This window comes from Acidovorax sp. GW823-FHT01C06 (assembly GCF_058798375.1).
Genome location: NZ_JBXAKN010000008.1, coordinates 126,538 through 149,790, shown reverse-complemented (window position 1 = coordinate 149,790; position 23,253 = coordinate 126,538). Strand labels below are relative to the sequence as shown.

Here is a 23,253-nt window from a genome sequence, read left to right as displayed (position 1 = left end):
GGCTTACATTCGTCGGCGTTCGGTTGGCCGTAGCCTCGGCATACCACTCACCCCTCCACCAAGGATCGCTCCATGACGTTCACCCTCAGCATCGGCCCGCTTGTCTCCCTGATCGCGGGCATCCTCATCCTGGTCATGCCCCGCCTGCTCAGCACCATCGTGGCGCTGTACCTCATCATCATGGGCATCCTGGGGCTGCTGGGCATGCACACGCTGAAGTTCTGAGGCGGGCGCCTCTGTCCGCGCTGCCCTTTCAGGGGCTTTTCAGCGGCGCTTGACCTTGGAGGGCGTGCCGCCCCGGCGCGACGGCGCGGCCGCCGGCCGCTTGGCGGCGGTGCCCGCCCGCGCCACCGTGCCCCGTGCCTGGCTGGCCTGCCGCACCGGCAGATACACCACGACCTGCTGGCCTGCCTTGAAGGCGGCCGTCGCGCGCACATCGTTCCAGTCCGCGACACTGGCCGCCGCGAGCTTGTAGCGGCGGGCGATGCTCGCCACGGTTTCGCCCTTGCCCGCCCGCACGGTGGTGCGGCGGGTGACGATCTCCGGAGAGAAAGCGACCTGCCCGTTGTCCGCCAGGTGGGACGACACGTCCTGGCGGATGGCCGACGAGCGCGGAACCATGAGGGCCGAGCCCGCCTTGATCAGCATGCGGGGCGGTATGTTGTTGACGCTGCGCAGGTCGTTCTCGCTCATGCCCGCGCGCTGCGCCGCTTCGGCCACCGTCATGGTGGAGGGCACGGACCACACGGTCCAGCTGGCGTACTGCCCTTCGCGGCGGGCTTCGAGGTTGCGCTGGAACACCTTGGCGTTGTCCCAGGGCAGCAGGATCTGCGGCGTGCCGGCCGCCAGGATCACCGGCTTGTTGAAGGAGGGGTTCAGCGCCCGGAAGTCCTCCTCGCGCACGCCCGCCAGCGTGGCCACCAGGGCCACGTCGATGTCGTGGGTGATGTCCACCGTCTGGAAGTAGGGGTGGTTCTCGATGAGCGGCAACTCGGTGCGGAAGGCCTCGGGGTGGGCAACGATGTTCTTGACGGCCTGCAGCTTGGGCACGTACATGCGGGTTTCGGCCGGCATGTTGAGGTCGGTGTACGTGGTGCCCAGCCCCTGCTTCTGGTTGCGGGCGATGGCCCGGCCCACGCTGCCTTCGCCCCAGTTGTAGGCGGCCAGGGCCAGGTGCCAGTCGCCAAACATGCCATGGAGCTTTTGCAGGTAGTCGAGCGCGGCGCGCGTGGATGCGAGCACATCGCGGCGGTCATCGCGAAATGCGTTCTGCTTGAGGTCGAAATAGTTGCCCGTGGCGGGCATGAACTGCCACATGCCAGCCGCCTTGGCGCTGGAGACGGCCTGGGGATTGAACGCGCTTTCGATGTAGGGCAGCAGCGCCAGCTCGGTGGGCATGCCGCGCCGCTCCAGCTCCTCGACGATGTGGAACAGGTACTTGCTGGAGCGCTCGGTCATGCGCTGCATGTAGTCGGGGCGCGTGGCGTACCACTGCTCGCGGTCCTGCACCAGTTCGTGCTGCAGGTCGGGCATCGCGAAGCCCCGGCGGATGCGGTCCCACAGGTCGGCGGGGGTGGAGAGCGATGCGACCTCGCCGCTGGCCGCCTGCGCCGCCGTGATGGGGCGCAGCGGTCCGTTGGGAATGACGGGGGTGTGGGAGGCGGTGCGGGGCGCAGCGCCGGTGGAGGATGAAGGGGCGGTGCCGGCTGCGCTGTCCTGCGATGGCGCGGTGGTGGCGCAGCCCGTGAGCCAGAGCGCGCAGGCCAGGCAGGCGATGTGCAAAATTTTCATCGAAACTCGTTTTTCCATTGGCGCAGCGCGGCCAGTACCGCCACTGCATCGTCTTGATTCACCTGCGCGTCGTAGCCTCGGGCGGCCTGGGCCACCGCGGGCTGGCGCACACGCAGGAAGGGGTTGATGTCTCGCTCCAGGGCCATGCGCGAAGGCAGCGTGGGCTGGTGGCGTGCCCGCAGCGCCTCGCACTGGCTGCTGTAGTGGAGCAGCGCATCGTTGCCGGGTTCCACGGCCCGTGCGAATTTCAGGTTGGACAGGGTGTACTCGTGCGTGCAGCACACGCGGGTGTTGCCGGGCAAGGCCGCCAGCTGGTCCAGGGAGTCCAGCATCTGGGCCGGCGTGCCCTCGAACAGCCGGCCGCAGCCGCCGGAAAAAAGCGTGTCGCCGCAGAACAGCAGGGGCTCACCGTCGATGTCGGGGCAGTAGTAGGCGATGTGGCCGGCGGTGTGGCCCGGAACGTCGATGACCTCGAAGCGCAGCCCCAGCGCGTCCACCGTATCGCCCTGCGCGAGGCGGTGCAGGGGCCCGGGGATCTGCTCCCGCGCGGGGCCATACACCGTGGCGCCGGTGGCGTCGCGCACGGCATCGACGCCACCGACATGATCGGCGTGGTGGTGCGTGACTAGAATGGCCTGCAACTGCAGGTCCAGTTGCTGCAGTGCCTGCAGCACGGGCGCGGAATCCCCCGGGTCGACGACGAGCGCCTGGCGGCCGTTGTGCAGCATCCAGATGTAGTTGTCGGTAAAGGCGGGCAGCGGCAGCAAGTTCATGAGCGATCAAATTATAGGTTTGCACCACTGGTTCGATTCCCCGCCGGGCCGGTACCTGCTGGCGTGGGAGCAGGCGCGCTTCGACGAGGCGGTGGCGGATATTTTTGGATACCACAGCCTGCAGCTTGGCATGCCCCTGCTTGACGGCCTGCGCGCCAACCGCATGCCGCACCAGTGGCTGGCCCTGGGCCAGGAGGGCGTCCAGGGCTCCCTGGGCTTTCTGGAGGCGGGCAGTGGCGTGGACGCGCCCCTGCAGTGCCGCATGGTCAACCTGCTCGCCGAGCCCGTGGCCCTGCCGTTCGCGCAGGCCAGCCTGGACCTGCTGGTCCTGCCCCATACGCTGGAGCTGAGTGTCGACCCCCACGCCGCCCTGCGCGAGGTGGAGCGGGTGCTGGTGCCCGAGGGCCGCGTGGTCATCAGCGGGCTGAACCCCACGAGCCTGTGGGGGCTGCGCCAGTGGCGCGCACGCATGTACCAGCGCATGGGCAATGGCACGCTGTACCTGCCCGACGTGGGCGAGTTCATTGGCTACCGGCGGTTGCGCGACTGGCTCAGGCTTTTGAGTTTCGAGGTCGAATCCGCCCGTTTTGGCTGTTATCGTCCAGCGGTGCGCACCACCCGGTGGCTGGAGCGCTTTGGCTTCATGGATGGGCTGGGTGAGAAATGGTGGCCCATTTTTGGCGCCGCCTATTTCATCGTGGCGGTCAAGCGGGTGCATGGCATGCGCTTGCTGGAGCCCGCCTGGCGCACCAGCCGCCAGCGGTCCGCCGCCACGGTGCCCATCGCCAACCGCGCACACGCGGCGGGTACGCCCGCGCGCACCTCCCGGGCCATCACGGCCGCCGAAAGAGACAGGAACACAGTTTGAACCAGGTAGAGATATACACAGATGGCGCCTGCAAGGGCAACCCGGGTCCGGGGGGATGGGGCGCCGTGCTCCGTTCCGGCCCGACGGAGAAGGAGATTTTTGGCGGCGAGCTGGGCACCACCAACAACCGCATGGAGCTGTTGGCCGTGATCGAGGCGCTCTCCGCCTTGAAGCGGCCCTGCGCCGTGACGCTGTACCTGGACAGCGAATATGTGCGCAAGGGCATCACCGAATGGATTCATGGCTGGAAGGCCCGGGGCTGGCGCACCGCCTCCAAGCAGCCCGTCAAGAACGTCGAGCTGTGGCAGCGCCTGGATGCGCTGGTGAGCACCGGCGGGCATCGCATCGAGTGGCGATGGGTGAAGGGGCATTCTGGCGATCCGGGCAATGAGCGCGCGGATGCGCTGGCCAACCGCGGCGTGGACAAGGCCCTGGGCCGCGCGTGACGGCGCTCTTCGCCAGCCAAGGCTCCTTCGGGAGCCTTTTTTGTGCGCGCCTTGTGTAAAGCCTGCGTAAAACTGCCGCAATTGACCTTGGGGTCAAGCCGCGAGTTGCTGCAGGTCAAGACACGCACTGATACATTCTTTGGTTGCGCTTTCCCACTTCACCCGGTTTCATTGATCCATGGCGTCCAAGCACAGATACATCGTTTTCGCCGTCATCGGCATCGCTGCAGCCTCCGGTGCCGCATGGTGGCTGCAGAAGAAATCCGTGCAGGCCCCGCGCACCGAGGCGGCCCTGGCCGGCGGTGGCAATGGCGCATCCGCCCGGGGCGGCGCCCCGGGTGGGGCCGGCCGGCCGGTGGCGGTCGAGGCGGTGGCCGTCCGGCAGATGGCGATGCGCGATGACGCCGAGGCCGTGGGCAGCCTGCGTTCGCGCCAGAGCGTGGTGCTGCGCCCCGAGGTGAGCGGGCGCATCACCCAGCTCAATTTCCGGGACGGCGAGCGCGTGCGCCGCGGGCAGGTGCTGGTGCAGTTCGACGACCAGTTGCCGCGTGCCCAGGTCCAGCAGGGCCAGGCCGAACTGTCGATTGCCCGGGCCAACCACAAGCGCAACCAGGAGCTCGTGGCCCAGGGCTTCATCAGCCAGCGGTCCGTGGACGAAAGCGCCGCGAACCTGGAGGTGGCCCAGGCCAAGCTCTCCCTGGCGCAGGCCACGGCCTCGCGCCTGAAGATCGTGGCGCCGTTCGACGGCATTGCGGGCATCCGGGGCGTGAACGTGGGCGACTACCTCAAGGATGGCGCCGACATCGTCAACGTGGAAGACCTGGATGCCGTGTACGTGGACTTCCGCCTGCCCGAGCGCCTGCAAGGCAAGATCCGCACGGGCCAGACCGCCCAGGTGGCGTTCGACGCGCTGCCGGGCGTGCGCTATGCCGCCGTGGTGCAGGCCATCAACCCCCAGATCGATGCCGACGGCCGGGCCGTGGCGGTGCGCGGATGCATCGACAACCGCCGCCTGCAGCTGCGCCCTGGCATGTTTGCCCGGGTGACAGCGGTGTTTTCGGAGCGCGCCGACGCCCGGGTCATCCCGGAAGAGGCTGTCGTGCCGGACGGCACCAGCCCCTACGTGCTCAGGATCGTCGAGGGCAAGGAGCCCGGCAGCCGGGTCACGCGGCGCACGCCGGTCAAGCTGGGCGTGCGCACGCCGGGGTTTGTGGAAGTGGTGGACGGCCTTGCCACGGGTGACCTGGTGGTGACCGCAGGGCAGCAGCGCATCCAGAAGGACGGCACCGTGGTGCGCGTGGTGGAACTGGGCAAGCCGGCCACCGGCGCGGCGCAGCCCGCTTCGGCGGCGCCCGCGGCGCTGGCCGATGCCCCGGCACCGGGCGCGGCCGGCTCCGCCCCCGTGCCTGTGGCCGCGGCGCCTTCGCCGGCCCTGGTGGCCCCGCTGCCCGGGGCCAGCCCCTGCCAGCTTGCGGGCGCATCCGGCAAGGCGGTGCCATCCGGCCCGCGTCCCGCGCGCGATCGATGAAGCACCAGGACTGCCATGCAACTCGCTGAAATATCGATACGCCGGCCGGTCTTTGCGACCGTGCTGTCCCTGCTGGTGCTGCTGATCGGCGCCGTGAGCTTCACGCGCCTGTCGGTGCGCGAGTACCCCAAGATCGACGAGCCCGTGGTGACGGTGAGCGTGCGCTATGCGGGCGCCTCGGCGGAGGTGATCGAGTCGCAGGTCACCAAGCCGCTGGAGGATTCCATCGCCGGCATCGACGCGGTGGATGTGATCACCTCCATCAGCCGCCCCGAGCAGAGCCAGATCAGCGTGCGCTTCCGCCTGGAGAAGGACGCGGACAACGCGGCCGCCGAAGTGCGCGACCGCACGGCCCGTGTGCGCAACCGCCTGCCCGACGCGGTGGACGAGCCCGTGATCGCCAAGGTGGAGGCCGACGCCTCGCCCGTGATGTGGCTGGCCTTCAGCAGCGACACCCGCACGCCGCTGGAGATCAACGACCTCGTCAACCGCATCGTCAAGCCGCGCTTGCAGACGGTGACCGGCGTGGCCGACGTGCCCATCTATGGCGAGCGCAAGTACGCGATGCGCGTGTGGCTCGACCCCGAACGCATGGCCGGCTACCGCCTGACCACGCAGGACGTGGAAGACGCCATCCGGCGCAACAACCTGGAGCTGCCCGCGGGGCGCATCGAGTCGCAGCAGCGCGAGTTCAGCGTGACATCGCAGACCGACCTGGCCACGCCCGGGCAGTTCGCCGAGGTGGTGATCCGCACCGTCAACGGCTTTCCGGTGCGCATCCGCGACGTGGCGCGCGTGGAGGAGGGCGCGGCCAGCGACCGCAGCCGCGTGCGCCTGAACGGGCGCGAGGCCATCTCGGTCGGCGTGATCCGGCAGGCCACGGCCAACCCGCTGGAGCTGTCGCAGGGCGTGCGCGCGATGATGCCCGTGCTCAAGGACGACCTGCCCTCGGACATCGTGATCGACGTGGCCAACGACAACTCGCTGTTCATCGACCGGTCCATCAAGAGCGTGTACTCCACCATCGCCGAAGCCGTGGTGCTCGTGGCGCTGGTGATCTTCGTGTTCCTGCGCACGCTGCGCGCGTCCATCATCCCCATCATCACCATCCCGGTGAGCCTGGTGGGCAGCTTCGCGCTCATGTCGCTGGCGGGCTTTTCCATCAACACGCTCACGCTGCTGGCGCTGGTGCTGGCCATCGGGCTGGTGGTGGACGACGCCATCGTGATGCTGGAGAACATCTACCGGCACATCGAGGAAGGCCTGGACCCGTTCTCCGCCGCCATCAAGGGCGCGCGCGAGATCGGCTTTGCCATCGTGGCCATGACGCTCACGCTGGTGGCCGTGTATGCGCCGCTGGCCTTCACGCCCGGCCGCACCGGGCGCCTGTTCGTGGAGTTCGCGCTGGCGCTGGCCGGCGCGGTGGTGGTGTCGGGCTTCGTGGCGCTCACGCTGTCGCCCATGATGTGTTCGCTCCTGCTCAAGCACAACCCCAAGCCCAACTGGTTCGACCGCTCCATGGAGCGCTGGCTCACGGCGCTGTCGGACGCCTACGGCCGCCTGCTGCGCTGGATCGTGACGGCGCGCTGGGGCGGTCAGGGCGCGGGGCGCGGCGGCATCCGTGGCGCGGTCTTTCAGGCGCGCTGGATCGTGATCGCGGTCATGGCGGTCAGCGGCGCCGCACTGGTGGTGGTGTACCCGAGCATGCGGCAGGAGCTCTCGCCGCTGGAAGACCGGGGCACGGTGCTTGTCAACGTCACCGCCCCCGACGGCGCCACGCTGGACTACACCAACCGCTACGCGCTGGAGCTGGAGAAGGTCGGCCGCGAGTACCCCGAGTTCGACCGCATCTTCGCCAACATCGGCAACCCCACCGTGGCGCAGGGCAGCGTGATCTACCGCACGGTGGACTGGGAAAACCGCAAGCGCACCACGCTGGAGCTTGCGCGCGAGCTCCAGCCCAAGGTGGGCAACCTGCCGGGCGTCAGCTCGTTCCTCATCACCCCGCCGTCGCTGGGCCAGGGGTTCCGGGCGCGCCCGCTCACCTATGTGATCCAGACCTCGGACAGCTACGAGAACCTCAACCAGGTGACCACCGCGTTCATGGCCGAGATCGCCCGGAACCCCGGCATCATCGGGCCCGACATCGACCTGCGCCTGAACAAGCCCGAGCTGCGCATCGAGGTGAACCGCGAGCGCGCGGCCGACCTGGGCGTGAGCGTGGACGTGGTGGCCAAGGCCATCGAGACCATGCTGGGCGGGCGCACGGTGACGCGCTACAAGCGCGATGCCGAGCAGTACGACGTGATCGTGCAGACGGCGGCCCGGGGCCGCACCACGCCCGAGAACATCGACACCATCTACGTGCGGGGACGCAACGATTCGATGATCCCGCTGTCCAGCCTGGTCAAGGTGCGCGAGAGCGTGAGCCCGCGCGAGCTCAACCACTTCGGGCAGCGCCGCTCGGCCACCATCACGGCCAACCTGTCGCCCGACTACTCGCTGGGCGAGGCGCTCAAGTTCATGGATGACACCGCCGCCAAGGTCATCCGGCCGGGCTACACCACGGATCTGAACGGCACGTCGCGCGAGTTCAAGAGCTCACAGGGCGCTTTGGGCATCGTGTTCGTGCTGGCGCTGGTGTTCATCTTCCTGGTGCTGGCGGCGCAGTTCGAGAGCTTCATCGACCCGCTGGTGATCATGGTCTCGGTGCCGCTGTCGATGATCGGGGCACTGCTGGCCCTCAAGTGGAGCGGGGGGTCGCTCAACGTGTATTCGCAGATCGGGCTGATCACGCTCGTGGGGCTGATCACCAAGCATGGGATCCTGATCGTCGAGTTCACCAACCAGCTGCGCGAGCAGGGCATGGAGATGGTGGACGCGCTGGTCAAGGCCTCGGCGCAGCGCCTGCGCCCCATCCTGATGACCACGGGCGCGATGGTGCTCGGCGCCATCCCGCTGGCGCTGGCCTCGGGCGCGGGGGCCGAGACGCGCACGCAGATCGGCTGGGTGATCGTGGGCGGCATGTCGCTGGGCACATTGCTCACCATCTTCGTGGTGCCCACCATGTACACGCTGTTCGCGCGCCGGGCCGTGCCGGGCGCGAACACGGCGGTGGCGGCCGAGGAGCCCGCGCATCCGCTGCACCCGCATGACTACGTGGCCAAGTAGCGCCCCTTCCGGCCCGGGGCGCCGGGCGCGTGCATGAGGACCGGATGAAAGGAAAGCCCCCTCGGGGCTTCTTTTCGTTCAGGACGCCGGGGCGTGGTCAGGCCGGCCCCGCGTTCGCCTGCAACGCATCCAGCACCTCCTGCAGGGCCTGCGGCCGCACGAGGCGCGCCACTTCCTGCCCGTTCTTCAGGAACACCAGCGTCGGCCACAGCTTGACCCCAAAAGTGCGGCCCAGGCGCTGGCCGGGGCCGTCTTCCACCTTGATGTGCGCCACGTCCGCGCGGCCCTTGAGCGCCTGCTCGATGAGGGGCTGGGCCCGCTGGCAGTGGCCGCACCAGGGCGTGCCGAACTCGACGACGGCCGCGCCCGGCAGGCGGTCCACATCGTCGCGGGAGGGGGGCGTGGCAAGGTGCTGGGCGGCGTAGGTCATGGGCAGAGTCCACGGAGGGAAATAAAAATAAGTGGAAGGCAGTGGGTTCCAGATTAGCGGGACAGGGGTGGACGGGTACCGGCCCGGCACCCGTGGCCGTGTCAGATCACGCCGTCAAAAAGCATCACATCCACCGTGTCGCCCACCGCCACATTGCCCTGGCCGTGGTGCAGCACGATGAGCCCGTTGGCCTGCACCATGGAGCTGAGCACGCCCGAGCCCTGGTTGCCCGTGGTGCGCACCTGCAGCGTGCCGTCGGCGGCGGTGGTGACGGTGCCGCGCTGGTACTCGGTGCGGCCGGGTTTCTTGCGCAGGGCTTCGGTGCTGGTGGCGCGCACCAGGGGCGGGGCGGTGTGTGTGCTGCCCATCATGCGCAGCAGGGCGGGGCGCACGAAGGCCAGAAACGTCACCATCACGGCCACCGGGTTGCCGGGCAAGCCGAATAGCACCGCGCCGTTGTGGGATTGTTTGCTATTATTTTGGTAGCTATTGGCGCTTGCTGGATCAGCGCCAGAGGCTGTTTTTTCCTCAAATTCCGTGGCGGCGATGCTCCCTGCGGCCATGGGGCGGCCGGGCCGCATGGCGATGCGCCAGAAGGCCACGTCGCCCAGCTTTTTCATCATGGTGCGCGTGTGGTCGGCCTCGCCCACGCTCACGCCGCCGCTGGTGATGATGGCGTCGGCGCGCTGTGCCGCGTTGCGAAATGCCGCCTCCAGCAGCGCGGGCTCGTCGCGCACCACGCCCAGGTCGATCACCTCCACGCCCAGGCGGGTGAGCAGGCCGAAGACGGTGTAGCGGTTGCTGTCGTACACCGCGCCTTCGCGTGGGGCTTCGCCCAGGCTCAGGATCTCGTCGCCGGTCGAGAAATACGCCACGCGCAGGCGGCGGAACACCGTCACCGTGGGCAGGCCCAGGCTGGCCACCAGGCCCAGCGCGGCGGGTGCCAGCAGCGTGCCCTGGGCCAGCGCAACGCCGCCTTCCAGGAGGTCTTCGCCCTTGAAGCGGCGGTTGTCGCCGGTCTTGAGCACGTCGGCCGCGATGGTGATGTGGCCATCATCGGCTGCGGCCGTGGTGAACTCCTGCGGCACCACGGTGTCCAGGCCCGGGGGCATGATGGCGCCGGTCATGATCTTCACGCAATCGCCCGCCGCCACGGTGCCCACCCAGGCCTTGCCCGCCAGCGCCGTGCCCACCACCCGCAGCGTGAGGGGCTGCCCTGGGGTGAGCTGTGCGCCGGCGAACGCATAGCCATCCATCGCCGAGTTGTCGTGGGGCGGCACGCTGAGGGGCGAGACCACGTCCCGCGCCAGCACGCGGCCCAGGGCGTCGAAGAGGGGGAGCTCTTCGGTGGCGGTCACGGGCTCGATCAGCCGCTGCAGAAACGCGTTCACATCGGCGGCGCTCAGGGCCTGCGGGTCGTAGCCTTGCAGTTCGGCGGCAATCTGGGCAATGGTTTTCATGGGTCTCAGTAGCTTTCAATCAGTCGTGCAGCACGCGCACCATGTGCAGCTTGTCGAAGCCCACGCCGTCCACCACGATGGCGTGGGGCAGCAGGCCCCAGGCGCGGAACCCGGCCTGCTCGTACAGGCGCACGACGTGGGTGTTGGAGGCGGTGACGGTCAGCACCAGCTGGGTCAGCCCGGGCACGCGGCTGGCGGCCTCCACACAGGCGGCCACCAGTTGCTGGCCGATGCCCTGGCGCTGCGCACGGGGCGCCACCATCATGCCCACCACCACGGCGCAGTGGCGCTGCTTGGCGCGCTGTTCGCGTTCACAGCCCAGGCAGCCGAGCAACTGGCCCGTGGCGTCGAAGGCCCCCAGGAAGAACTGGCCGGATTCCAGGGTGCCAAAGCGCGTCACGTACTCGCTGGCATCGCGGCCCACCGAGGATTCGTAGTCGGAGGTGAACGCATCCGGCGCGGTGCGCAGCGCCTCGTCGCGCAGGGCCTTGTAGGCCACGGCATCCGCGGCGGCCAAGGGGCGGATCTGTACGGAACTGGTGGCCGGAAACGGGCGCGTGTTCATGGCGGTTGGGGGGCGCGTCAAGCCTGTGAGGCCTGTGGGGCCTGCGGTGTGCTGGTGCTCTCCAGCGCGTGCAGCTCGGCCAGCGTATTGGCGTTGAAGAAGGCCTTGGGGTCATCGCCCGGCTGGTCGAAGGGCACGATGGCGCAGTGGTGCTGGCCCGTCCAGGCGTCGATCTTGCGGCCGCCGGCCTGGGTGAAGGCGACCAGGCTTTCGAGCAGGTCCACGCGCAGCAGGCAGAACACCGGCTGGGTGCGCACGCTGGTGCGGCCCGTGCCATCGTCTTCGGGCGCTGCGGCCATGGCGATGTCGGCGTCCTGGGCGTCTGCCGCGGCCGCCAGGCGCTGGGCCAGGTCCAGCGGGAACAGCGGGGTGTCGCAGGGCACCGTCAGCAGCCAGGGTGTTTCGCAACGCTCCAGCCCCGTCAGAAAGCCCGCCAGCGGGCCGGCATAGTCGGCCAGCACATCGGGCCACACGGGGGCGCCAAACGCCTCGTAGGCCGCGAGGTTGCGGTTGGCATTGACCATGGTGGCGCCGGTCTGCATCTGCAGCCGCATCAGCGTGTGCAGCGCCAGCGGCAGGCCGCGAAAGTTCTGCAGGCCTTTGTCGACGCCGCCCATGCGGCTGCCGCGTCCGCCTGCGAGCACGAGGCCGGTGATGTCTTGGGTTTCGATCATGGGGGTGGGCGATGGGGTGAAAAGCAGGGTGCTACAGCGGCTGCCGGGCACGCAGCGCGGTCAGTTGCAGGCACGAAAGGACGGCCGTGCAGGCCAGCAGGCCCAGGGACACGGGTTGCGCGAACGCCCCGTGCCCCAGCGCAAAGAACAGGCCGTGGATCGCCACGGTCAAGGCTCCCAGGCAGGGCATGAGCTTGTAGAAGGCCAGGGCCGAACGGCCGTCGCCCCGGGCGACCTGCGCCTGGGCATACAGCACCAGCGCAATGATGGGCAGGTTGAGCAGCAGGTTGACCTGGTTGCCGCCGGGAATGTGGAACAGCTCCCACTCATGCCAGTACGCGGCATCGATCTGGTGCGTGACCAGGACGGTGGCATTGGCCAGGAACAGTGCGCGGTGCGTGGATTGAAGGGGCATGGGGTGGGTGTGGGCAAGAGGTGAAGGCCGCGGCCACCCATGGTGCCTGAAAACCGTCGGCGCCCGGACCATGGCGCGGGGCGGGGGCTCCGCAGGGCCGAGATGCACGGGGCCTGCCTCACCGCTAGCCGCCGATATAGCTCATCTCCACCCGCCGCGCGCCACCCTGTGTGGTGTCCGCCGGCAGGCTGCTGCGCAGCTCCGAATAGCGGTCGCCGCGCTGTTGCCAGATGGGCGCGATGGCCGAGGCGATCGCTTCGTCGCTGGCGCCGCCGCGCAGCAGGGTGCGCAGGTCGTAGCCCTCCGAGGCAAACAGGCACAGGTAGAGCTTGCCCTCGGTGGACAGGCGCGCGCGGTTGCAGTCGTGGCAGAAGGCCTGGGTCACGCTGCTGATCACGCCCACCTCGCCCAGGGCGGGGTCGTACTGGCCTTGTGCGTTGGCATAGCCCCAGCGCTCGGCGGTCTCGCCGGGGCTGCTGGGGTCGAGCTGCACCAGCGGCAGCTCGGCGCGCAGGCGTTCGATCAGCTCGGCCGAGGGCAGCACCTCGTCCATGCGCCAGCCGTTGGTGGCGCCCACGTCCATGTACTCGATGAAACGCAGCGTGGTGCCCGTGCCGCGAAAGTGGCGCGCCATGGGCAAGATTTCATGGTCGTTGGTGCCGCGCTTGACCACCATGTTGACCTTGATGTGCGACAGGCCCGCCGCGTGCGCGGCTTCGATGCCCGCCAGCACGTCGGCCACCGGAAAGTCCACATCGTTCATGCGGCGAAAGATCGTGTCGTCCAGTCCGTCCAGGCTCACGGTCACGCGGTTCAGGCCCGCATCCTTCAAGGCCTGGGCCTTGCGCGCCAGCAGCGACCCGTTGGTGGTGAGGGTGAGATCGGGCGCCAGGCCGTCCACCGTGCGCAGCTGGGCCAGCTGGGCCACCAGCGCTTCCAGGTTCTTGCGCAGCAGGGGCTCGCCGCCGGTCAGGCGGATCTTGCGCACGCCGTGCGCCAGGAACAGCCGCGCCAGCCGGGTGATCTCCTCGAAGCTCAGCAAGGCACCGTGCGGCAGGTAGGGGTAGTCCTTGTCGAACACTTCCTTGGGCATGCAGTAGTTGCAGCGGAAGTTGCAGCGGTCCGTCACGCTGATGCGCAGGTCGCGCAGCGGGCGGCCCCGGGTGTCGGTGAGTTGGCCCGTGGGGGCCACCGGGTGCGTGGGCACCCGCGCCGCCAGTGCGGCGATGCGTTGGTCCACCAGGGGAATCACACGTTCGGCCATGGGGTGATTTTGCCGCAAGGGGCCCCGCGGAGGGGCAAGCCCCTGCGCGCGGAGTTGATCGCGGTCAAGTTCTGCCCCGGCGGCGGCGTGGCCCGCCTTTGACATGGCGCAGGGCGCTCTGGATGTTGCATTGCAACAATACGGCATCCGATTTCAGGGGATTCCCATGCCAGTTCGTGAGTTCTTCGCCGACGCCCTGCCATGCCAGCGCCGCGTGGCGGTTCAATGGGTGGCGGCGGGCATCCTGCTGCCCACCTGGGGCCACAGTGCCCAGGCGCAGATAGGGCTGTCGGGGGCCATCAACTATGCGGGCTGGTTCCGCGCCCTGTCGCAGCGGATGGCCAAGGCCTATTGCCAGCAGTACCTGCAGGTGCTGCCGGGGGCGGCGGTGGATGTGATGGGGCTGGCGCGCAAGATGGTGCAGTCGGGCGGCAGCGAACTGGCGCGGGGCCTGCAGTCGGGGCGCTGGCCGGCCGACGTGGGGCGCCAGCTGGAAGAAGTGCAAAAGCAGTTTGCCCTGCTCAACCAGTTGACCGCCGTGCCAGCCACCCAGACGGCGCTGGTGGTGGCGGCGTCCGACCAAGCCGACCGCACGCTGCTGGTTTCCCAGGCCGTGACCGAGTCGATCGAGAGGCTGGCGCAGGCCCCCAGCGCGCGGCTGGTGAACCTGGCGGGCCGCCAGCGCATGCTGTCGCAGCGCCTGGCCAAGAACTACTTTCTGCACGCGGCCAAGGTGGAGTCCAAGGTGGTGCAGGCGCAACTGGCCTCCGACGCCGCCGACTTCCGCCAGGCACTGCAGACGTTGAAGGCGGCGCCGGTGTCCACCCCCGCCATCCGCAACGAGCTGGAGCTGGCCGACTCGCAGTGGCTGTTCTTTGAATCGGCCCTGCGCCGCCCGGCCGATGACGTGGGGCTCAACGCCGTGGCCACCACCAGCGAGCGCCTGCTGGGCGTGATGGACAAGCTCACCAACCTGTACGAGGCAGCCCTGCGCGAGGTGCTGGGCTGAGCGTCCGGGGGCAATCCGGCCATCCGGCCCCCCATCAGCCGCTGCAGGCCGCGTGCTGCGTGAAGTCCGCCAGGCGGCAATCGCGCCCCACCAGCACCAGCCGGGTGTCCAGCGCGTCGAAGAATCCCGGGGGTGGTGGCAGGGGCAGGCGCTGCACGCGTTTGTGCGCGTCGATGCGCACCGCCGCCAGCTCATAGTCGCGCGCCAGGGCCATCCACAGGCCGTGGGCCCCGGCGGACTGGCGTGCCCCGGTCATGAGGCTGCGGCCCGAGTCCAGCCACCAGCGGTAGATGGCGGAGGCAATGCCCATGCGGCGGTAGCCGTCCACCACCTTGGTGTGGGGCGCGCGCAGGTGGCGGTCGGTGCGGCGGTCCACCTCGACCAGCCGGTTGAACACGGTGTAGGCCACGATGCGGTTGCGCTGCGGGTCGATGGCGTAGACAAAATACTCGCCGTCGGCTTCGCGCAGGCGCAACTCCAGCCCGTGCAGGCGCAGGGGCAGCGCACGCATCGCGTCGCGGGTGCGGTGGTTGGTGCGGATGCGTTCGTGCAGTGCGTCGAACTCGCGCTGGATGTCGCGGCCCGACAGGTCCACGTCGATGCGCAGTTCGGTCAGCAGGTGGCCCAGCGCACCCAGCCAGCCCCGGCCGGCCGGGGCACCGGGGGCGATGCGGGGCGCGAGGTGCAAGGCGCAGGCCCCGGGCATCATGGCGTGTGCCCCTGGCCATCGGTCCAGCAGCCGCTCAGCAGGCGCGCGGGCTGCTCACGGGCGCACACCCGGGCGCTGTGGGGCCAGTCGGGCAGCGGCACCACCAGGCCGGCGTACACGCCATAGGCTTCACCCGCCGCGATGGTTTCCCCCGCCGACAGGCTTTCGCCCGCGCGGATGGCCCCTCCTGCGTGGATGCGCCCGCCCGCGCGCACGCCCGAGCCCACCTGCAGGTGGCCGCGGCAGTCCACGTCGCCCGCCACCTGCAGGCCGTGCGTGGCCTGCACGGCCGCGTCGCCGTGCAGGTGGCCGCCCACCTTGATGCCTCCGCCGCCGTCCAGGGCGCCTGCCACGCGCAGGTCCTGGCCCACGGTGCAGTGGCCGCCGATGTGGGCCGAGGCGCCAGCGTCCAGCTCGCCGCCCACGCGCAGGCCGCCCGTGCACTGCAGCCGCTGCGCCACCACCAGGGAGCCGCCCACGCGCGCATCGCCGTGCAGCCGCACGCTGCCCTCACAGCGCAGCGCGCCCGCGACGCGCAGGTCTTCTCCCACCCGCAGCGCACCGCCCACCCGCAGGCCGCCCAGCACGCTGAGGCTGCGGCCGGTGCGCAGCACACCGTCCACGTCGGCGCTGCCCTGGCACCGCACGCTGCCGGCGAACACCAGCGCGTCGGCCTCCAGATGGTCCACCTCCAGCACGTCGTTGGTGGGGCCGAACTGGTCGAGCATCCAGCAGGCGTCTTCCACCCGGCCTTCGCGCACCAGGTCGTCCAGCAAGGCCTGGTAGTTGCTGGCGCCCTCCTGGCGGCGCAGGTACCAGCGGTAGCCGTCGGCGCAGGGCCGTTTGGCGCGGATGAAGTGGCGGGTGATGTCGGTGGCGGCCGTCAGGCCGGCAGCGGCTCCGTCGGCGGGGTCGTGGCGCGCGGGGGGGCACGGGGCGAGCGAGATCTCGCCGGAAGGGAACGGGGGCATCAACACTCCTCAAGGCTGCCCCGGGCCGTGGCCTGGGCGCAAGCAAGCGCCTGGGGGATGGGCCCGGCGACAGGAGGTGCGCGAAAGAACGTGGGGGAGAGGGTGTCGCCGGGCTCAGGAGTCTGCAGCAAGCGTGCAGACCCGGCGGTCGCCGGCCTGGAGGGTGGCTTGCGAGCGCGCGGCACGGCGCAGCGGCGCGGTGCCGCTGGGGGTCGTGACGGGAGAGGCGCTTGCAAACATGGATGGGCGGCACTATAGGCAGCTGCCCTGCAACCGTCAATCAATCCGCACCTCCCTGGTGCGGCTTGTGCCTGCGCGGGGCGGCCTCCGGCGGCCTTGCAGGTGGCGGGCGCCCGGGCGCGATCCCTCGCGAGACCGCCAGCAGGTGCCTACACGCAGCGCCCGCCGTCCACCTCGATGCACACGCCGCTGACGAAGGACGCCTCTTCGCTCGCCAGGTACAGCGCGGCGTTGGCCACGTCGAGCGCGGTGGAGAAGCGGCCCAGCGGAATGGTGGCCAGGAACTTGGCGCGGCGCGCCTCGTCCACCGGGCCGCCCGCGAACTCGGCGGCCAGGCCGGTGTCGGGGTTGAACACGGGGTTGATGCAGTTCACGCGGATGTTGTCGGGGCCCAGCTCGGCGGCCATGGACTTGCTGGTGATGATGACGGCGCCCTTGGAGCCGTTGTACCAGGTCAGGCCCGGGCGGGGGCGCAGGCCGGCGGTGGAGGCGATGTTGATGATGCTGCCGCCACCGGCCTGGCGCAATGCGGGCACGGCGTGGATGGCCGACAGGTAGATGCTCTTCATGTTGATGGCATAGACCTTGTCGAACTCGTCCTCGCTCACTTCGAGCATGGGGCGGTTGCGGTGCGTCCAGCCCGCGTTGTTCACCACCACGTCCAGGCGGCCGTACAGGCGCACGGCCTCGTCCACCATGGCCTTCACTTCGGCGGACTTCGTCACGTCGGCCTTGAAGAAAGCGGCCGTGCCGCCTGCCGCCGTGATCTCGGCCACCACGCGCTGGCCTCCTGCCTCGTTGATGTCATTGACGATGACCTTGCCGCCCTCTGCGGCCAGGCGCTTGGCGATGCCTTCGCCAATGCCGTTGCCGGCGCCGGTGACGATGATGGATTTGTTCTGCACACGCATGGGCGTCTCCGATGGGTTGTGGTGAGATATATCAAAATTGATAGCTGCCAGCGCTTATTCAACCAGCGCTAGAGCCCGATGGGGCTGAAACTTCAGTGGCAGGGGCCGTCGGGGCGGGTGCCTTGGATTCCCGGCCATGGAACTGGGGGAAAAATTCCTTCACGCCGCTGCCGTTGAAGTCCCACCCCGTGCACTGGCCCAGGTGGCGCGGCGGCTCGTCGGGGTGGCTGGCGGCAAACACCGCAGGCACCGACTGGAAGGCCGCCGTGGCCAGGTTGAACAGCAGTTCGCGCAGGTGTGTGCAGCTTTCCACGCCGCCCAGGTGCTTCTGGATGGCCTGGCGCCAGCCGCGCGCCATGCTGCAGCCCACCATGCGCTGCAGCGCCGCCTGGGCCTCGGTGCAGCCCTTGAGCGGGTGCGAGTCCATGGACACGTCCACCGCCTGCACCACCAGCTGGCGGTTCACGGTCACGCGCAGCCACATGTGGTGGATGGCCTCACCCGCCAGGCGCGTGCGCGTCGGGTCGCGGTGCGAGGGGGCGTCGTAGGCCTTGCTGTCGTGCAGCTCGCCCTCGATGTCCCACAGGCCATCGTCGCGTTCAAAGCCCTGGTAGTTCACCCGGCGGACATGCTTCAGGGTGCGGGGGGCGGGGGGGCTCAGGGGCATGGAGGAAGAAAAATCGTCGTACAGAAGCTGCCGAGGTTAGCGGGGCCTGCCCGTGCCGTCGTGCGCGGGCGGGACACTGAGAACGTGTTCACGATCTCGCAGGGGATCGCGTTGGAGCGCAATCGGGATGAGTGGATGCTTCGGATGCGCCGCATGGGCTCATGCCCATGCAAGCAGCCGAGGCGCCCAATCGCCCGATTTCGCTCCAACCCTTCGGGCAGTGGTCTTTGCGGGCGGTCTGCGGCGTTGCGGCGCTTGCCAATAGCCGAGCTATTGGCTGTCCACCGCGCCTTGCATCCCATCCCGCAAAAACCACTGCGCGACCCCTGGGAGATCGTGAACACGTTCTAAGGCCTTCAACCGTACTTGATGGCGACGGTCTTCAAGGTGGTGAAGCCGTACAGCGCCTCAAAGCCCTTTTCGCGCCCGTAGCCGCTGGATTTGACGCCGCCAAATGGCAGCTCCACACCGCCGGCCGCGCCGTAGTTGTTGATGAACACCTGGCCGCTGTGCACGCGCTTGGCCATGCGGAACTGGCGCGCACCGTCGCGCGTCCAGATCCCGGCCACCAGGCCGAACTGCGTGGCATTGGCGAGTTCCACCGCATGGTCCTCGTCCTGGAAGGCCATGGCCGACAGCACGGGGCCGAAGACTTCTTCCTGCGCCAGGCGGTGGCCCACGGGCACATCGCGCAGCAGCGTGGGGGCTTGGTAGTAGCCGGTCTCGGGCGCTTCGTCCACCACCACGCCCTGGGCCACCATGGGGATGCCGGCCACCTGCGCGTCGGACAGGAAGTCCCACACGCGCTGCTGCTGCGTCTGGCGGATCAGCGGGCCCACGTCCAGGTCCATGGCGGCGGGGCCCACGCGCAGCTTTTCAAACGCCTTGCCCAGGCGTTCGAGCAGGGGTTCATAGATCAGCGAGTCGATCAGCACGCGCGAGCCCGCCGAGCAGGTCTGCCCGGCGTTCTGCACGATGGCGTTGATGACCACGGGAATGGCGGCGTCCAGGTCGGCATCGGCAAAGATGATCTGCGGGCTCTTGCCGCCCAGCTCCAGCGTGACGGGGCAGTGGCGCTCGGCGGCCACCTGCTGGATCAGCGTGCCGATCTTGGGGCTGCCGGTGAAGCTGATGTGGTCGATGCCGGGGTGGCGCGCCAGCGCGTCGCCCACCTCGTGGCCGTAGCCGGTGACGATGTTCAGCGCGCCGGAGGGGAAGCCCACCTCGGCCGCCAGCTGCGCCACGCGGATCAGCGACAGGCAGGCGTCCTCGGCGGGCTTGACCACGCAGACGTTGCCCGCCGCCAGGGCGCCGCCCACGCTGCGGCCGAAGATCTGCATGGGGTAGTTCCAGGGGATCACATGGCCCGTGACGCCATGCGGCTCGCGCCAGGTGAGCACGCTGTAGCCGTCGGGGTAGGGAATCGTCTCGCCGTGGAACTTGTCGCACGCACCGGCGTAGAACTCGAAGTAGCGCGCCAGCGCAATCGCATCGGCGCGTGCCTGCTTGGTGGGCTTGCCGCAGTCGCGCTGCTCCAGGGCCGTGAGTTCGTCGGCATGCTCCAGGATCTTGGCCGAGAGCTTTTGCAGCAGGCGGCCGCGCTCCACGGGCGCCATCTTCTGCCACACCGCGTGGTAGCACTGGCGCGCCGCATGCACCGCCGCATCGATGTCGTCGGCGTTGCTGCGCTGGATTTCGTCGAAGGTCTGGCCGTCGGACGGGTCGATCACGGGGATCGTGCGGCCCGAGGCGGACGGAACCGAGGCGTTGGCGATGTAGTTCAGTTGCATGGCCGTCATTTTGCCCGGAAATGGAATGTGTGCTTACTATTTGTATGAAAAATGGCTATGGCGCTTGATGGTAAAGCGCTGGTTGCTATATATTTAATAGTAATTCAATAGCAGGTGGCCCGCAGCGCCGCCAGGTCCAAGATCTCCACCTCGCCACGCTGCACGCGCACCAGGTGGCGCGACTCCAGGTCCTTGAGGATCTGGTTGGTGGTCTGGCGCGAGATGGCCAGCATCAGCGACAGCTGCTCCTGCGAGATGCCGATCACGCGGCGCGACTGGCCCTCGGCCGTCCACTGGCCGTAGCCCTCGGCCATCATCACCAGGCGGCGTGCCAGGCGCTGCGGGGCGGGCAGCAGCGCCAGTTCCTCCATGGCCACGAAGGCGGTGCGCAGCTTGTCGGTGAGCAGCAGGGCCAGCGCATGCCAGTGTTGCGGGTGGGCCTGCAGCCAGGCCTGCAGCCGTTCGTGCGGCACCTGCAGCAGCGTGCTGGCCTCGGCGGCATGGGCGTCGTGGGTGCGCGCCGAGCCGTCGAACACCGAGATCTCGCCAAACCAGTGCGGCGGCTCCAGCCGCGTGAGCAGCGCAGCGCGCGCCTCGTGCGCCCGCCCGCCCGTGCCCGAGATGCTGATGGCCCCGCGCACCACCGCGTACAGCCCGCAGGGCGCGTCGCCGCGCAGGAACAGCACCTCGCCCGGCTGCAGCTGGCGCAGGTGGGCCATGGCGATCAGCGGCTGGGCAAAGTCCGGCGGCAGGTGGGCAAACCAGCGGCCGGACTGGAGAACGGGCAGGTAGGCGGCGGGGTCGGTCATGCGGGGAGGGCGGGGTGCGCGCGGGGCGGAAGGAAGGGGCTGAAGGGGAAGTGCTGAAGGGAAGGGGGCTTTTTGTCGTGTGTACGACAGACGTTGCGGCCCCTGCGGGGCGACCATTGATCCTGCTCAAAACAATACCAGGAGACACCCATGAAAACCCTGATCGACCACCTGGCCCAGTACGCCGACTACCACCGCGACCCGCGCAACATCCACACTCACTTCGTGGGCGTGCCGATGATCATGTTCGCGGTGGTGGTGCTGCTCTCGCGCCCCGCGTGGGCGGTGGGCGGCCTGCCCCTGACCCCGGCGCTGTTCTGCGCGCTGGCCAGCAGCGTCTTCTACCTGCGGCTCGACCTGCGTTTTGGCCTGGCCATGGCGGCGCTGCTGGCCGCGATGCTGGTGGTGGCGCAGTGGGTGGCGCTGCAGTCCATGGCCGTGTGGCTGGCCACGGGCATCGGCCTGTTCGCCGTGGGCTGGGTGATCCAGTTCGTGGGCCACCATTACGAAGGCCGCAAGCCCGCGTTCGTGGACGACCTCGTGGGCCTGATCGTGGGCCCGCTGTTCGTGGTGGCCGAGTGGGCCTTCGCGCTGGGCCTGCGCAAGGAAGTGCAGGCCGCCATCGAACTGCGCAGCGGACCGGTGCGCCTGCGCACGGGCCAGGCGGCGGCCTAGGGGCACGCCGCTTTTCCCGCCCGCCTCGCTGCCCCTTTTTCCTTTTCTTTCTCTCTCTCCTTGTCGTCCGGTCGCGGCACTCCGCCCACGGCGCCCTTGTGGCGCCGTGGGCACTGCCGTTTCCACCCGCTTTGAACGGAGCACGGCCCTCTGCGGGCCGTGTGTGCACATGAGCTTTGTTTCCATCCTTCCCACCCTGCTGTTCATTGCGCTCGGGCTGGTCATGTTCGGCCTGGGCCTGTCGCTCACGGTGGGCGACTTCAGGCGCCTGCTGCAGCATCCGCGCGCGGTGCTGCTGGCCCTGGTGCTGCAGGTGCTGGTGCTGCCGGCGGCGTGCTACGCCCTCATCGTGCTGCTGGGCGTGGCCCCCGTCTACGCGGTGGGGCTGATGCTGCTGGCGGCATCGCCCGGCGGCGTGTCGGCCAACCTGTTCAGCCATCTGTTCGGCGGCAACGTGGCGATGAACATCTCGCTCACCGCCATCAACACCGTGCTGTCCATCGCGAGCCTGCCGCTCATCACCAACTGGGCCATCGACACCTTTGCCCGCACGGGCCAGGTGGTGCCGCTGCAGTTCGGCAAGGTGGTGGAGGTGATCGTCATCGTGCTGGTGCCCGTGGTGCTGGGCATGGCGGTGCACCGGCGCGCGCCGGCGTTCAGCGCACGCATGGAAAAGCCCATGAAGATCTTCAGCGCCGTGGTGCTGGCGGCGTTCGCGCTCATCGCCATCGCCAAGGAGTGGACGGCGCTCGTGGAGTCCTTCGCGGGCATCGGCCCGGCCGTGCTGCTGTTCAACGCCATCAGCCTCTCATCGGGCTACTACCTCGCACGCGCGGCGGGGCTGGACAAGTCCATGGCCACGGCGATCAGCTTCGAGATCGGCATCCACAATTCCACGCTCGCGATCTTCATCGCGCTGTCGGTGCTCGGCAACTTCCAGCTCGCGCTGCCCGCCGCCATCTACTCGGTCAGCATGTACCTCCTGGCCACGCTGTTCGGCATGCTGGTGCTGCGCCGCCCTGGCACGGCGGCCGCGGCCAAGGTGGCGTGAGCGCGATGCGGCCGCTGCTGAAGAAGGCGCTGCTGGCCCTGGGGCTGCTGGCGGTGTTCGCGCTGGGCGCGCTGGCCTGGGCGCTGCAGCAGCACCCCTCACTGCAGCCGTACGCGGATCTGCGCTGGAAGGTGCCCGCTGGCGGCGAGGCGCCGCCACCCGTCAAGGTGACCTTCCTGGGCGTTTCCACCGTGCTGCTGGACGACGGCGAGACGGCGCTGATGACGGACGGATTTTTCTCTCGCCCCGGCAAGCTGCAGACCTTCCTGGGCAAGGTGGAGCCCGACATGCAGGCCATCACGCAGGGCCTGCGGCGTGCCGGCCTGCCGGGCGAAACGGGCAGGCTGGCGGCGGTGATCCCCGTGCATTCGCACTACGACCACGCCATGGATGCGCCCGAGGTCGCGCGGCGCATGGGTGCGCTGCTGCTGGGCTCCGAGTCCACGGCCAACGTGGGGCGCGGCTGGGGCCTGGCCGAGGCGCAGATCCGCGTGGCGAAGCTGGGCGAGCCGCAGCGCTTTGGCCGCTTCACGGCGACGCTGTTCGCCAGCCGCCATGCGCCCACCGGCTTCACGGGGGGCGAGGTCACCGCCCCGCTGCACCCGCCGGTGCGTGCCAGCGACTACAAGGAGGGGCAAAGTTATGCCCTGCATGTGGAGCATGGCGGCAGGACGCTGCTCATCGTGGGCAGCGCGGGCTTCGAGCCTGGTGCGCTGCGCGGCGTGCAGGCCGACGTGGTGCTGCAGGGCATCGGCGCGCTGGGGCCCCGGCCCGAGAGCTACCGCGATGCGCTGTGGACCGAGGTGATCGCCGCCGTGGGCGCCCGGCGCGTCATTCCCATCCACTGGGACGACTTCTGGCAGCCTCCGGGCCGGCCCATGCAGCCCATGCCCCCGCCGCTCGATGCCTTCGATGTGTCCATGGCCTACCTGCGCGAGCGGGGCGCGCGCGACGGCGTGGATGTCCGCCTGCCGCTGGAGTGGCAGGCGATGGACGTGTGGGCCGGGCTGCCCGCGCGCCGTTGAGCGGTGAGGGG

General features: G+C 69.3%; 23 protein-coding genes. 9 read left to right on the top strand and 14 right to left on the bottom strand.

What is annotated here, in order from left to right; all coding sequences use genetic code 11:
* The first annotated feature begins 72 nt into the window (after positions 1–72).
* The gene (locus AC1RCS_RS17215; RefSeq protein WP_218297647.1) at positions 73–225 is read left to right on the top strand and encodes a DUF3096 domain-containing protein; all 153 of its coding nucleotides are present in this window, start codon (positions 73–75) and stop codon (positions 223–225) included.
* Positions 226–264: 39 nt separating this feature from the next.
* Here the strand turns inward: AC1RCS_RS17215 and AC1RCS_RS17210 are convergent, their stop codons facing one another.
* On the bottom strand, positions 265–1,791 hold the full coding sequence (locus AC1RCS_RS17210; RefSeq protein WP_218297646.1) for a transglycosylase SLT domain-containing protein: 1,527 nt from the start codon (positions 1,789–1,791) through the stop codon (positions 265–267).
* Positions 1,788–2,564 (bottom strand): hydroxyacylglutathione hydrolase, encoded by a 777-nt coding sequence (gene gloB, locus AC1RCS_RS17205; RefSeq protein WP_492245455.1) that lies wholly within the window; start codon positions 2,562–2,564, stop codon positions 1,788–1,790. Before gloB ends, AC1RCS_RS17210 begins: the two co-directional genes overlap by 4 nt.
* On the opposite strand from gloB, the gene AC1RCS_RS17200 reads away from it, so the two are divergent.
* The 4 genes from AC1RCS_RS17200 to AC1RCS_RS17185 all read left to right on the top strand — a co-directional run bounded on the left by AC1RCS_RS17200 (position 2,563) and on the right by AC1RCS_RS17185 (position 8,577).
* The gene (locus AC1RCS_RS17200) at positions 2,563–3,432 is read left to right on the top strand and encodes a class I SAM-dependent methyltransferase (RefSeq protein ID WP_218297644.1); all 870 of its coding nucleotides are present in this window, start codon (positions 2,563–2,565) and stop codon (positions 3,430–3,432) included. The two genes, gloB and AC1RCS_RS17200, sit on opposite strands and share 2 nt — an antisense overlap.
* Positions 3,429–3,878 carry a ribonuclease HI gene (gene rnhA / locus AC1RCS_RS17195; protein ID WP_218297643.1) on the top strand — a complete coding sequence of 150 codons (450 nt, stop codon included), beginning with the start codon at positions 3,429–3,431 and terminating at the stop codon, positions 3,876–3,878. Before AC1RCS_RS17200 ends, rnhA begins: the two co-directional genes overlap by 4 nt.
* 178 nt (positions 3,879–4,056) lie before the next feature.
* The gene (locus tag AC1RCS_RS17190) at positions 4,057–5,406 is read left to right on the top strand and encodes an efflux RND transporter periplasmic adaptor subunit (protein ID WP_492245456.1); all 1,350 of its coding nucleotides are present in this window, start codon (positions 4,057–4,059) and stop codon (positions 5,404–5,406) included.
* 15 nt (positions 5,407–5,421) lie between these two features.
* Entirely contained in the window at positions 5,422–8,577 is a 3,156-nt protein-coding gene (locus AC1RCS_RS17185) for an efflux RND transporter permease subunit (RefSeq protein ID WP_218297641.1), read from the top strand.
* 97 nt (positions 8,578–8,674) lie between these two features.
* Here the strand turns inward: AC1RCS_RS17185 and AC1RCS_RS17180 are convergent, their stop codons facing one another.
* From AC1RCS_RS17180 to moaA, 6 genes are all read right to left on the bottom strand, one after another.
* Complete coding sequence (locus AC1RCS_RS17180; protein WP_218341613.1) at positions 8,675–9,007, bottom strand: thioredoxin family protein; 333 nt, start codon at positions 9,005–9,007, stop codon at positions 8,675–8,677.
* 101 nt (positions 9,008–9,108) lie between these two features.
* Entirely contained in the window at positions 9,109–10,467 is a 1,359-nt protein-coding gene (gene moeA, locus AC1RCS_RS17175; RefSeq protein ID WP_492245457.1) for a molybdopterin molybdotransferase MoeA, read from the bottom strand.
* Between the two features lie 19 nt (positions 10,468–10,486).
* Positions 10,487–11,032, bottom strand: coding sequence for a GNAT family N-acetyltransferase (locus tag AC1RCS_RS17170; protein WP_492245458.1), 546 nt, complete (start codon positions 11,030–11,032; stop codon positions 10,487–10,489).
* Between the two features lie 17 nt (positions 11,033–11,049).
* Entirely contained in the window at positions 11,050–11,706 is a 657-nt protein-coding gene (gene mobA, locus AC1RCS_RS17165; protein ID WP_218297637.1) for a molybdenum cofactor guanylyltransferase MobA, read from the bottom strand.
* Positions 11,707–11,737: 31 nt separating this feature from the next.
* Positions 11,738–12,121, bottom strand: a complete 384-nt coding sequence (locus AC1RCS_RS17160) for a DUF6713 family protein (RefSeq protein WP_218297636.1) — start codon at positions 12,119–12,121, stop codon at positions 11,738–11,740.
* 124 nt (positions 12,122–12,245) lie between these two features.
* On the bottom strand, positions 12,246–13,385 hold the full coding sequence (moaA, locus tag AC1RCS_RS17155; protein WP_492245459.1) for a GTP 3',8-cyclase MoaA: 1,140 nt from the start codon (positions 13,383–13,385) through the stop codon (positions 12,246–12,248).
* 166 nt (positions 13,386–13,551) lie between these two features.
* On the opposite strand from moaA, the gene AC1RCS_RS17150 reads away from it, so the two are divergent.
* Complete coding sequence (locus AC1RCS_RS17150; RefSeq protein WP_492245460.1) at positions 13,552–14,394, top strand: type IV pili methyl-accepting chemotaxis transducer N-terminal domain-containing protein; 843 nt, start codon at positions 13,552–13,554, stop codon at positions 14,392–14,394.
* A 34-nt stretch (positions 14,395–14,428) separates the two neighbouring features.
* Here AC1RCS_RS17150 and AC1RCS_RS17145 read toward each other — a convergent pair whose 3' ends face one another.
* The 6 genes from AC1RCS_RS17145 to AC1RCS_RS17120 all read right to left on the bottom strand — a co-directional run bounded on the left by AC1RCS_RS17145 (position 14,429) and on the right by AC1RCS_RS17120 (position 20,491).
* Positions 14,429–15,103, bottom strand: a complete 675-nt coding sequence (locus AC1RCS_RS17145) for a hypothetical protein (RefSeq protein WP_492255478.1) — start codon at positions 15,101–15,103, stop codon at positions 14,429–14,431.
* Positions 15,100–16,074, bottom strand: a complete 975-nt coding sequence (locus AC1RCS_RS17140) for a bactofilin family protein (protein WP_492245462.1) — start codon at positions 16,072–16,074, stop codon at positions 15,100–15,102. The genes AC1RCS_RS17145 and AC1RCS_RS17140 overlap by 4 nt, the downstream gene beginning before the upstream one ends.
* Positions 16,075–16,463: 389 nt before the next feature.
* A complete protein-coding gene (locus AC1RCS_RS17135) occupies positions 16,464–17,225 on the bottom strand; it encodes an SDR family oxidoreductase (RefSeq protein ID WP_492245463.1) in 762 nt (253 codons plus the stop codon).
* A 58-nt stretch (positions 17,226–17,283) separates the two neighbouring features.
* Positions 17,284–17,892: a DUF2889 domain-containing protein gene (locus AC1RCS_RS17130; protein WP_492245464.1), complete on the bottom strand. Its 609-nt coding sequence runs from the start codon at positions 17,890–17,892 to the stop codon at positions 17,284–17,286.
* Positions 17,893–18,248: 356 nt separating this feature from the next.
* Positions 18,249–19,682 (bottom strand): aldehyde dehydrogenase family protein, encoded by a 1,434-nt coding sequence (locus AC1RCS_RS17125; protein ID WP_218341622.1) that lies wholly within the window; start codon positions 19,680–19,682, stop codon positions 18,249–18,251.
* A 104-nt stretch (positions 19,683–19,786) separates the two neighbouring features.
* On the bottom strand, positions 19,787–20,491 hold the full coding sequence (locus AC1RCS_RS17120; protein ID WP_492245465.1) for a Crp/Fnr family transcriptional regulator: 705 nt from the start codon (positions 20,489–20,491) through the stop codon (positions 19,787–19,789).
* 150 nt (positions 20,492–20,641) lie between these two features.
* Here AC1RCS_RS17120 and AC1RCS_RS17115 point away from each other — a divergent pair, with 150 nt between their 5' ends.
* The 3 genes from AC1RCS_RS17115 (at position 20,642) to AC1RCS_RS17105 (ending at position 23,242) form a co-directional block, all read left to right on the top strand.
* Positions 20,642–21,166 (top strand): Mpo1 family 2-hydroxy fatty acid dioxygenase, encoded by a 525-nt coding sequence (locus AC1RCS_RS17115; protein WP_218297627.1) that lies wholly within the window; start codon positions 20,642–20,644, stop codon positions 21,164–21,166.
* 169 nt (positions 21,167–21,335) lie between these two features.
* Positions 21,336–22,217 (top strand): bile acid:sodium symporter family protein, encoded by an 882-nt coding sequence (locus tag AC1RCS_RS17110; RefSeq protein ID WP_492245466.1) that lies wholly within the window; start codon positions 21,336–21,338, stop codon positions 22,215–22,217.
* A 5-nt stretch (positions 22,218–22,222) separates the two neighbouring features.
* Positions 22,223–23,242: an MBL fold metallo-hydrolase gene (locus tag AC1RCS_RS17105; RefSeq protein WP_492245467.1), complete on the top strand. Its 1,020-nt coding sequence runs from the start codon at positions 22,223–22,225 to the stop codon at positions 23,240–23,242.
* The last annotated feature ends 11 nt before the right edge of the window (positions 23,243–23,253 follow it).

Bases quoted from the DNA above. Each gene is read 5' to 3' on its own strand.
- AC1RCS_RS17135 (WP_492245463.1), bottom strand. From the start codon at position 17,225: ATGCGTGTGCAGAACAAATCCATCATCGTCACCGGCGCCGGCAACGGC.
- AC1RCS_RS17145 (WP_492255478.1), bottom strand. From the start codon at position 15,103: ATGATGCCCGGGGCCTGCGCCTTGCACCTCGCGCCCCGCATCGCCCCC.
- AC1RCS_RS17140 (WP_492245462.1), bottom strand. From the start codon at position 16,074: ATGCCCCCGTTCCCTTCCGGCGAGATCTCGCTCGCCCCGTGCCCCCCC.
- AC1RCS_RS17185 (WP_218297641.1), top strand. From the start codon at position 5,422: ATGCAACTCGCTGAAATATCGATACGCCGGCCGGTCTTTGCGACCGTG.
- AC1RCS_RS17115 (WP_218297627.1), top strand. From the start codon at position 20,642: ATGAAAACCCTGATCGACCACCTGGCCCAGTACGCCGACTACCACCGC.
- AC1RCS_RS17130 (WP_492245464.1), bottom strand. From the start codon at position 17,892: ATGCCCCTGAGCCCCCCCGCCCCCCGCACCCTGAAGCATGTCCGCCGG.
- gloB (WP_492245455.1), bottom strand. From the start codon at position 2,564: ATGAACTTGCTGCCGCTGCCCGCCTTTACCGACAACTACATCTGGATG.
- AC1RCS_RS17160 (WP_218297636.1), bottom strand. From the start codon at position 12,121: ATGCCCCTTCAATCCACGCACCGCGCACTGTTCCTGGCCAATGCCACC.
- AC1RCS_RS17215 (WP_218297647.1), top strand. From the start codon at position 73: ATGACGTTCACCCTCAGCATCGGCCCGCTTGTCTCCCTGATCGCGGGC.
- mobA (WP_218297637.1), bottom strand. From the start codon at position 11,706: ATGATCGAAACCCAAGACATCACCGGCCTCGTGCTCGCAGGCGGACGC.
- AC1RCS_RS17180 (WP_218341613.1), bottom strand. From the start codon at position 9,007: ATGACCTACGCCGCCCAGCACCTTGCCACGCCCCCCTCCCGCGACGAT.
- AC1RCS_RS17170 (WP_492245458.1), bottom strand. From the start codon at position 11,032: ATGAACACGCGCCCGTTTCCGGCCACCAGTTCCGTACAGATCCGCCCC.
- moaA (WP_492245459.1), bottom strand. From the start codon at position 13,385: ATGGCCGAACGTGTGATTCCCCTGGTGGACCAACGCATCGCCGCACTG.
- AC1RCS_RS17190 (WP_492245456.1), top strand. From the start codon at position 4,057: ATGGCGTCCAAGCACAGATACATCGTTTTCGCCGTCATCGGCATCGCT.
- moeA (WP_492245457.1), bottom strand. From the start codon at position 10,467: ATGAAAACCATTGCCCAGATTGCCGCCGAACTGCAAGGCTACGACCCG.
- AC1RCS_RS17105 (WP_492245467.1), top strand. From the start codon at position 22,223: ATGCGGCCGCTGCTGAAGAAGGCGCTGCTGGCCCTGGGGCTGCTGGCG.
- AC1RCS_RS17150 (WP_492245460.1), top strand. From the start codon at position 13,552: ATGCCAGTTCGTGAGTTCTTCGCCGACGCCCTGCCATGCCAGCGCCGC.
- AC1RCS_RS17210 (WP_218297646.1), bottom strand. From the start codon at position 1,791: ATGAAAATTTTGCACATCGCCTGCCTGGCCTGCGCGCTCTGGCTCACG.
- AC1RCS_RS17120 (WP_492245465.1), bottom strand. From the start codon at position 20,491: ATGACCGACCCCGCCGCCTACCTGCCCGTTCTCCAGTCCGGCCGCTGG.
- AC1RCS_RS17125 (WP_218341622.1), bottom strand. From the start codon at position 19,682: ATGCAACTGAACTACATCGCCAACGCCTCGGTTCCGTCCGCCTCGGGC.
- AC1RCS_RS17110 (WP_492245466.1), top strand. From the start codon at position 21,336: ATGAGCTTTGTTTCCATCCTTCCCACCCTGCTGTTCATTGCGCTCGGG.
- AC1RCS_RS17200 (WP_218297644.1), top strand. From the start codon at position 2,563: ATGAGCGATCAAATTATAGGTTTGCACCACTGGTTCGATTCCCCGCCG.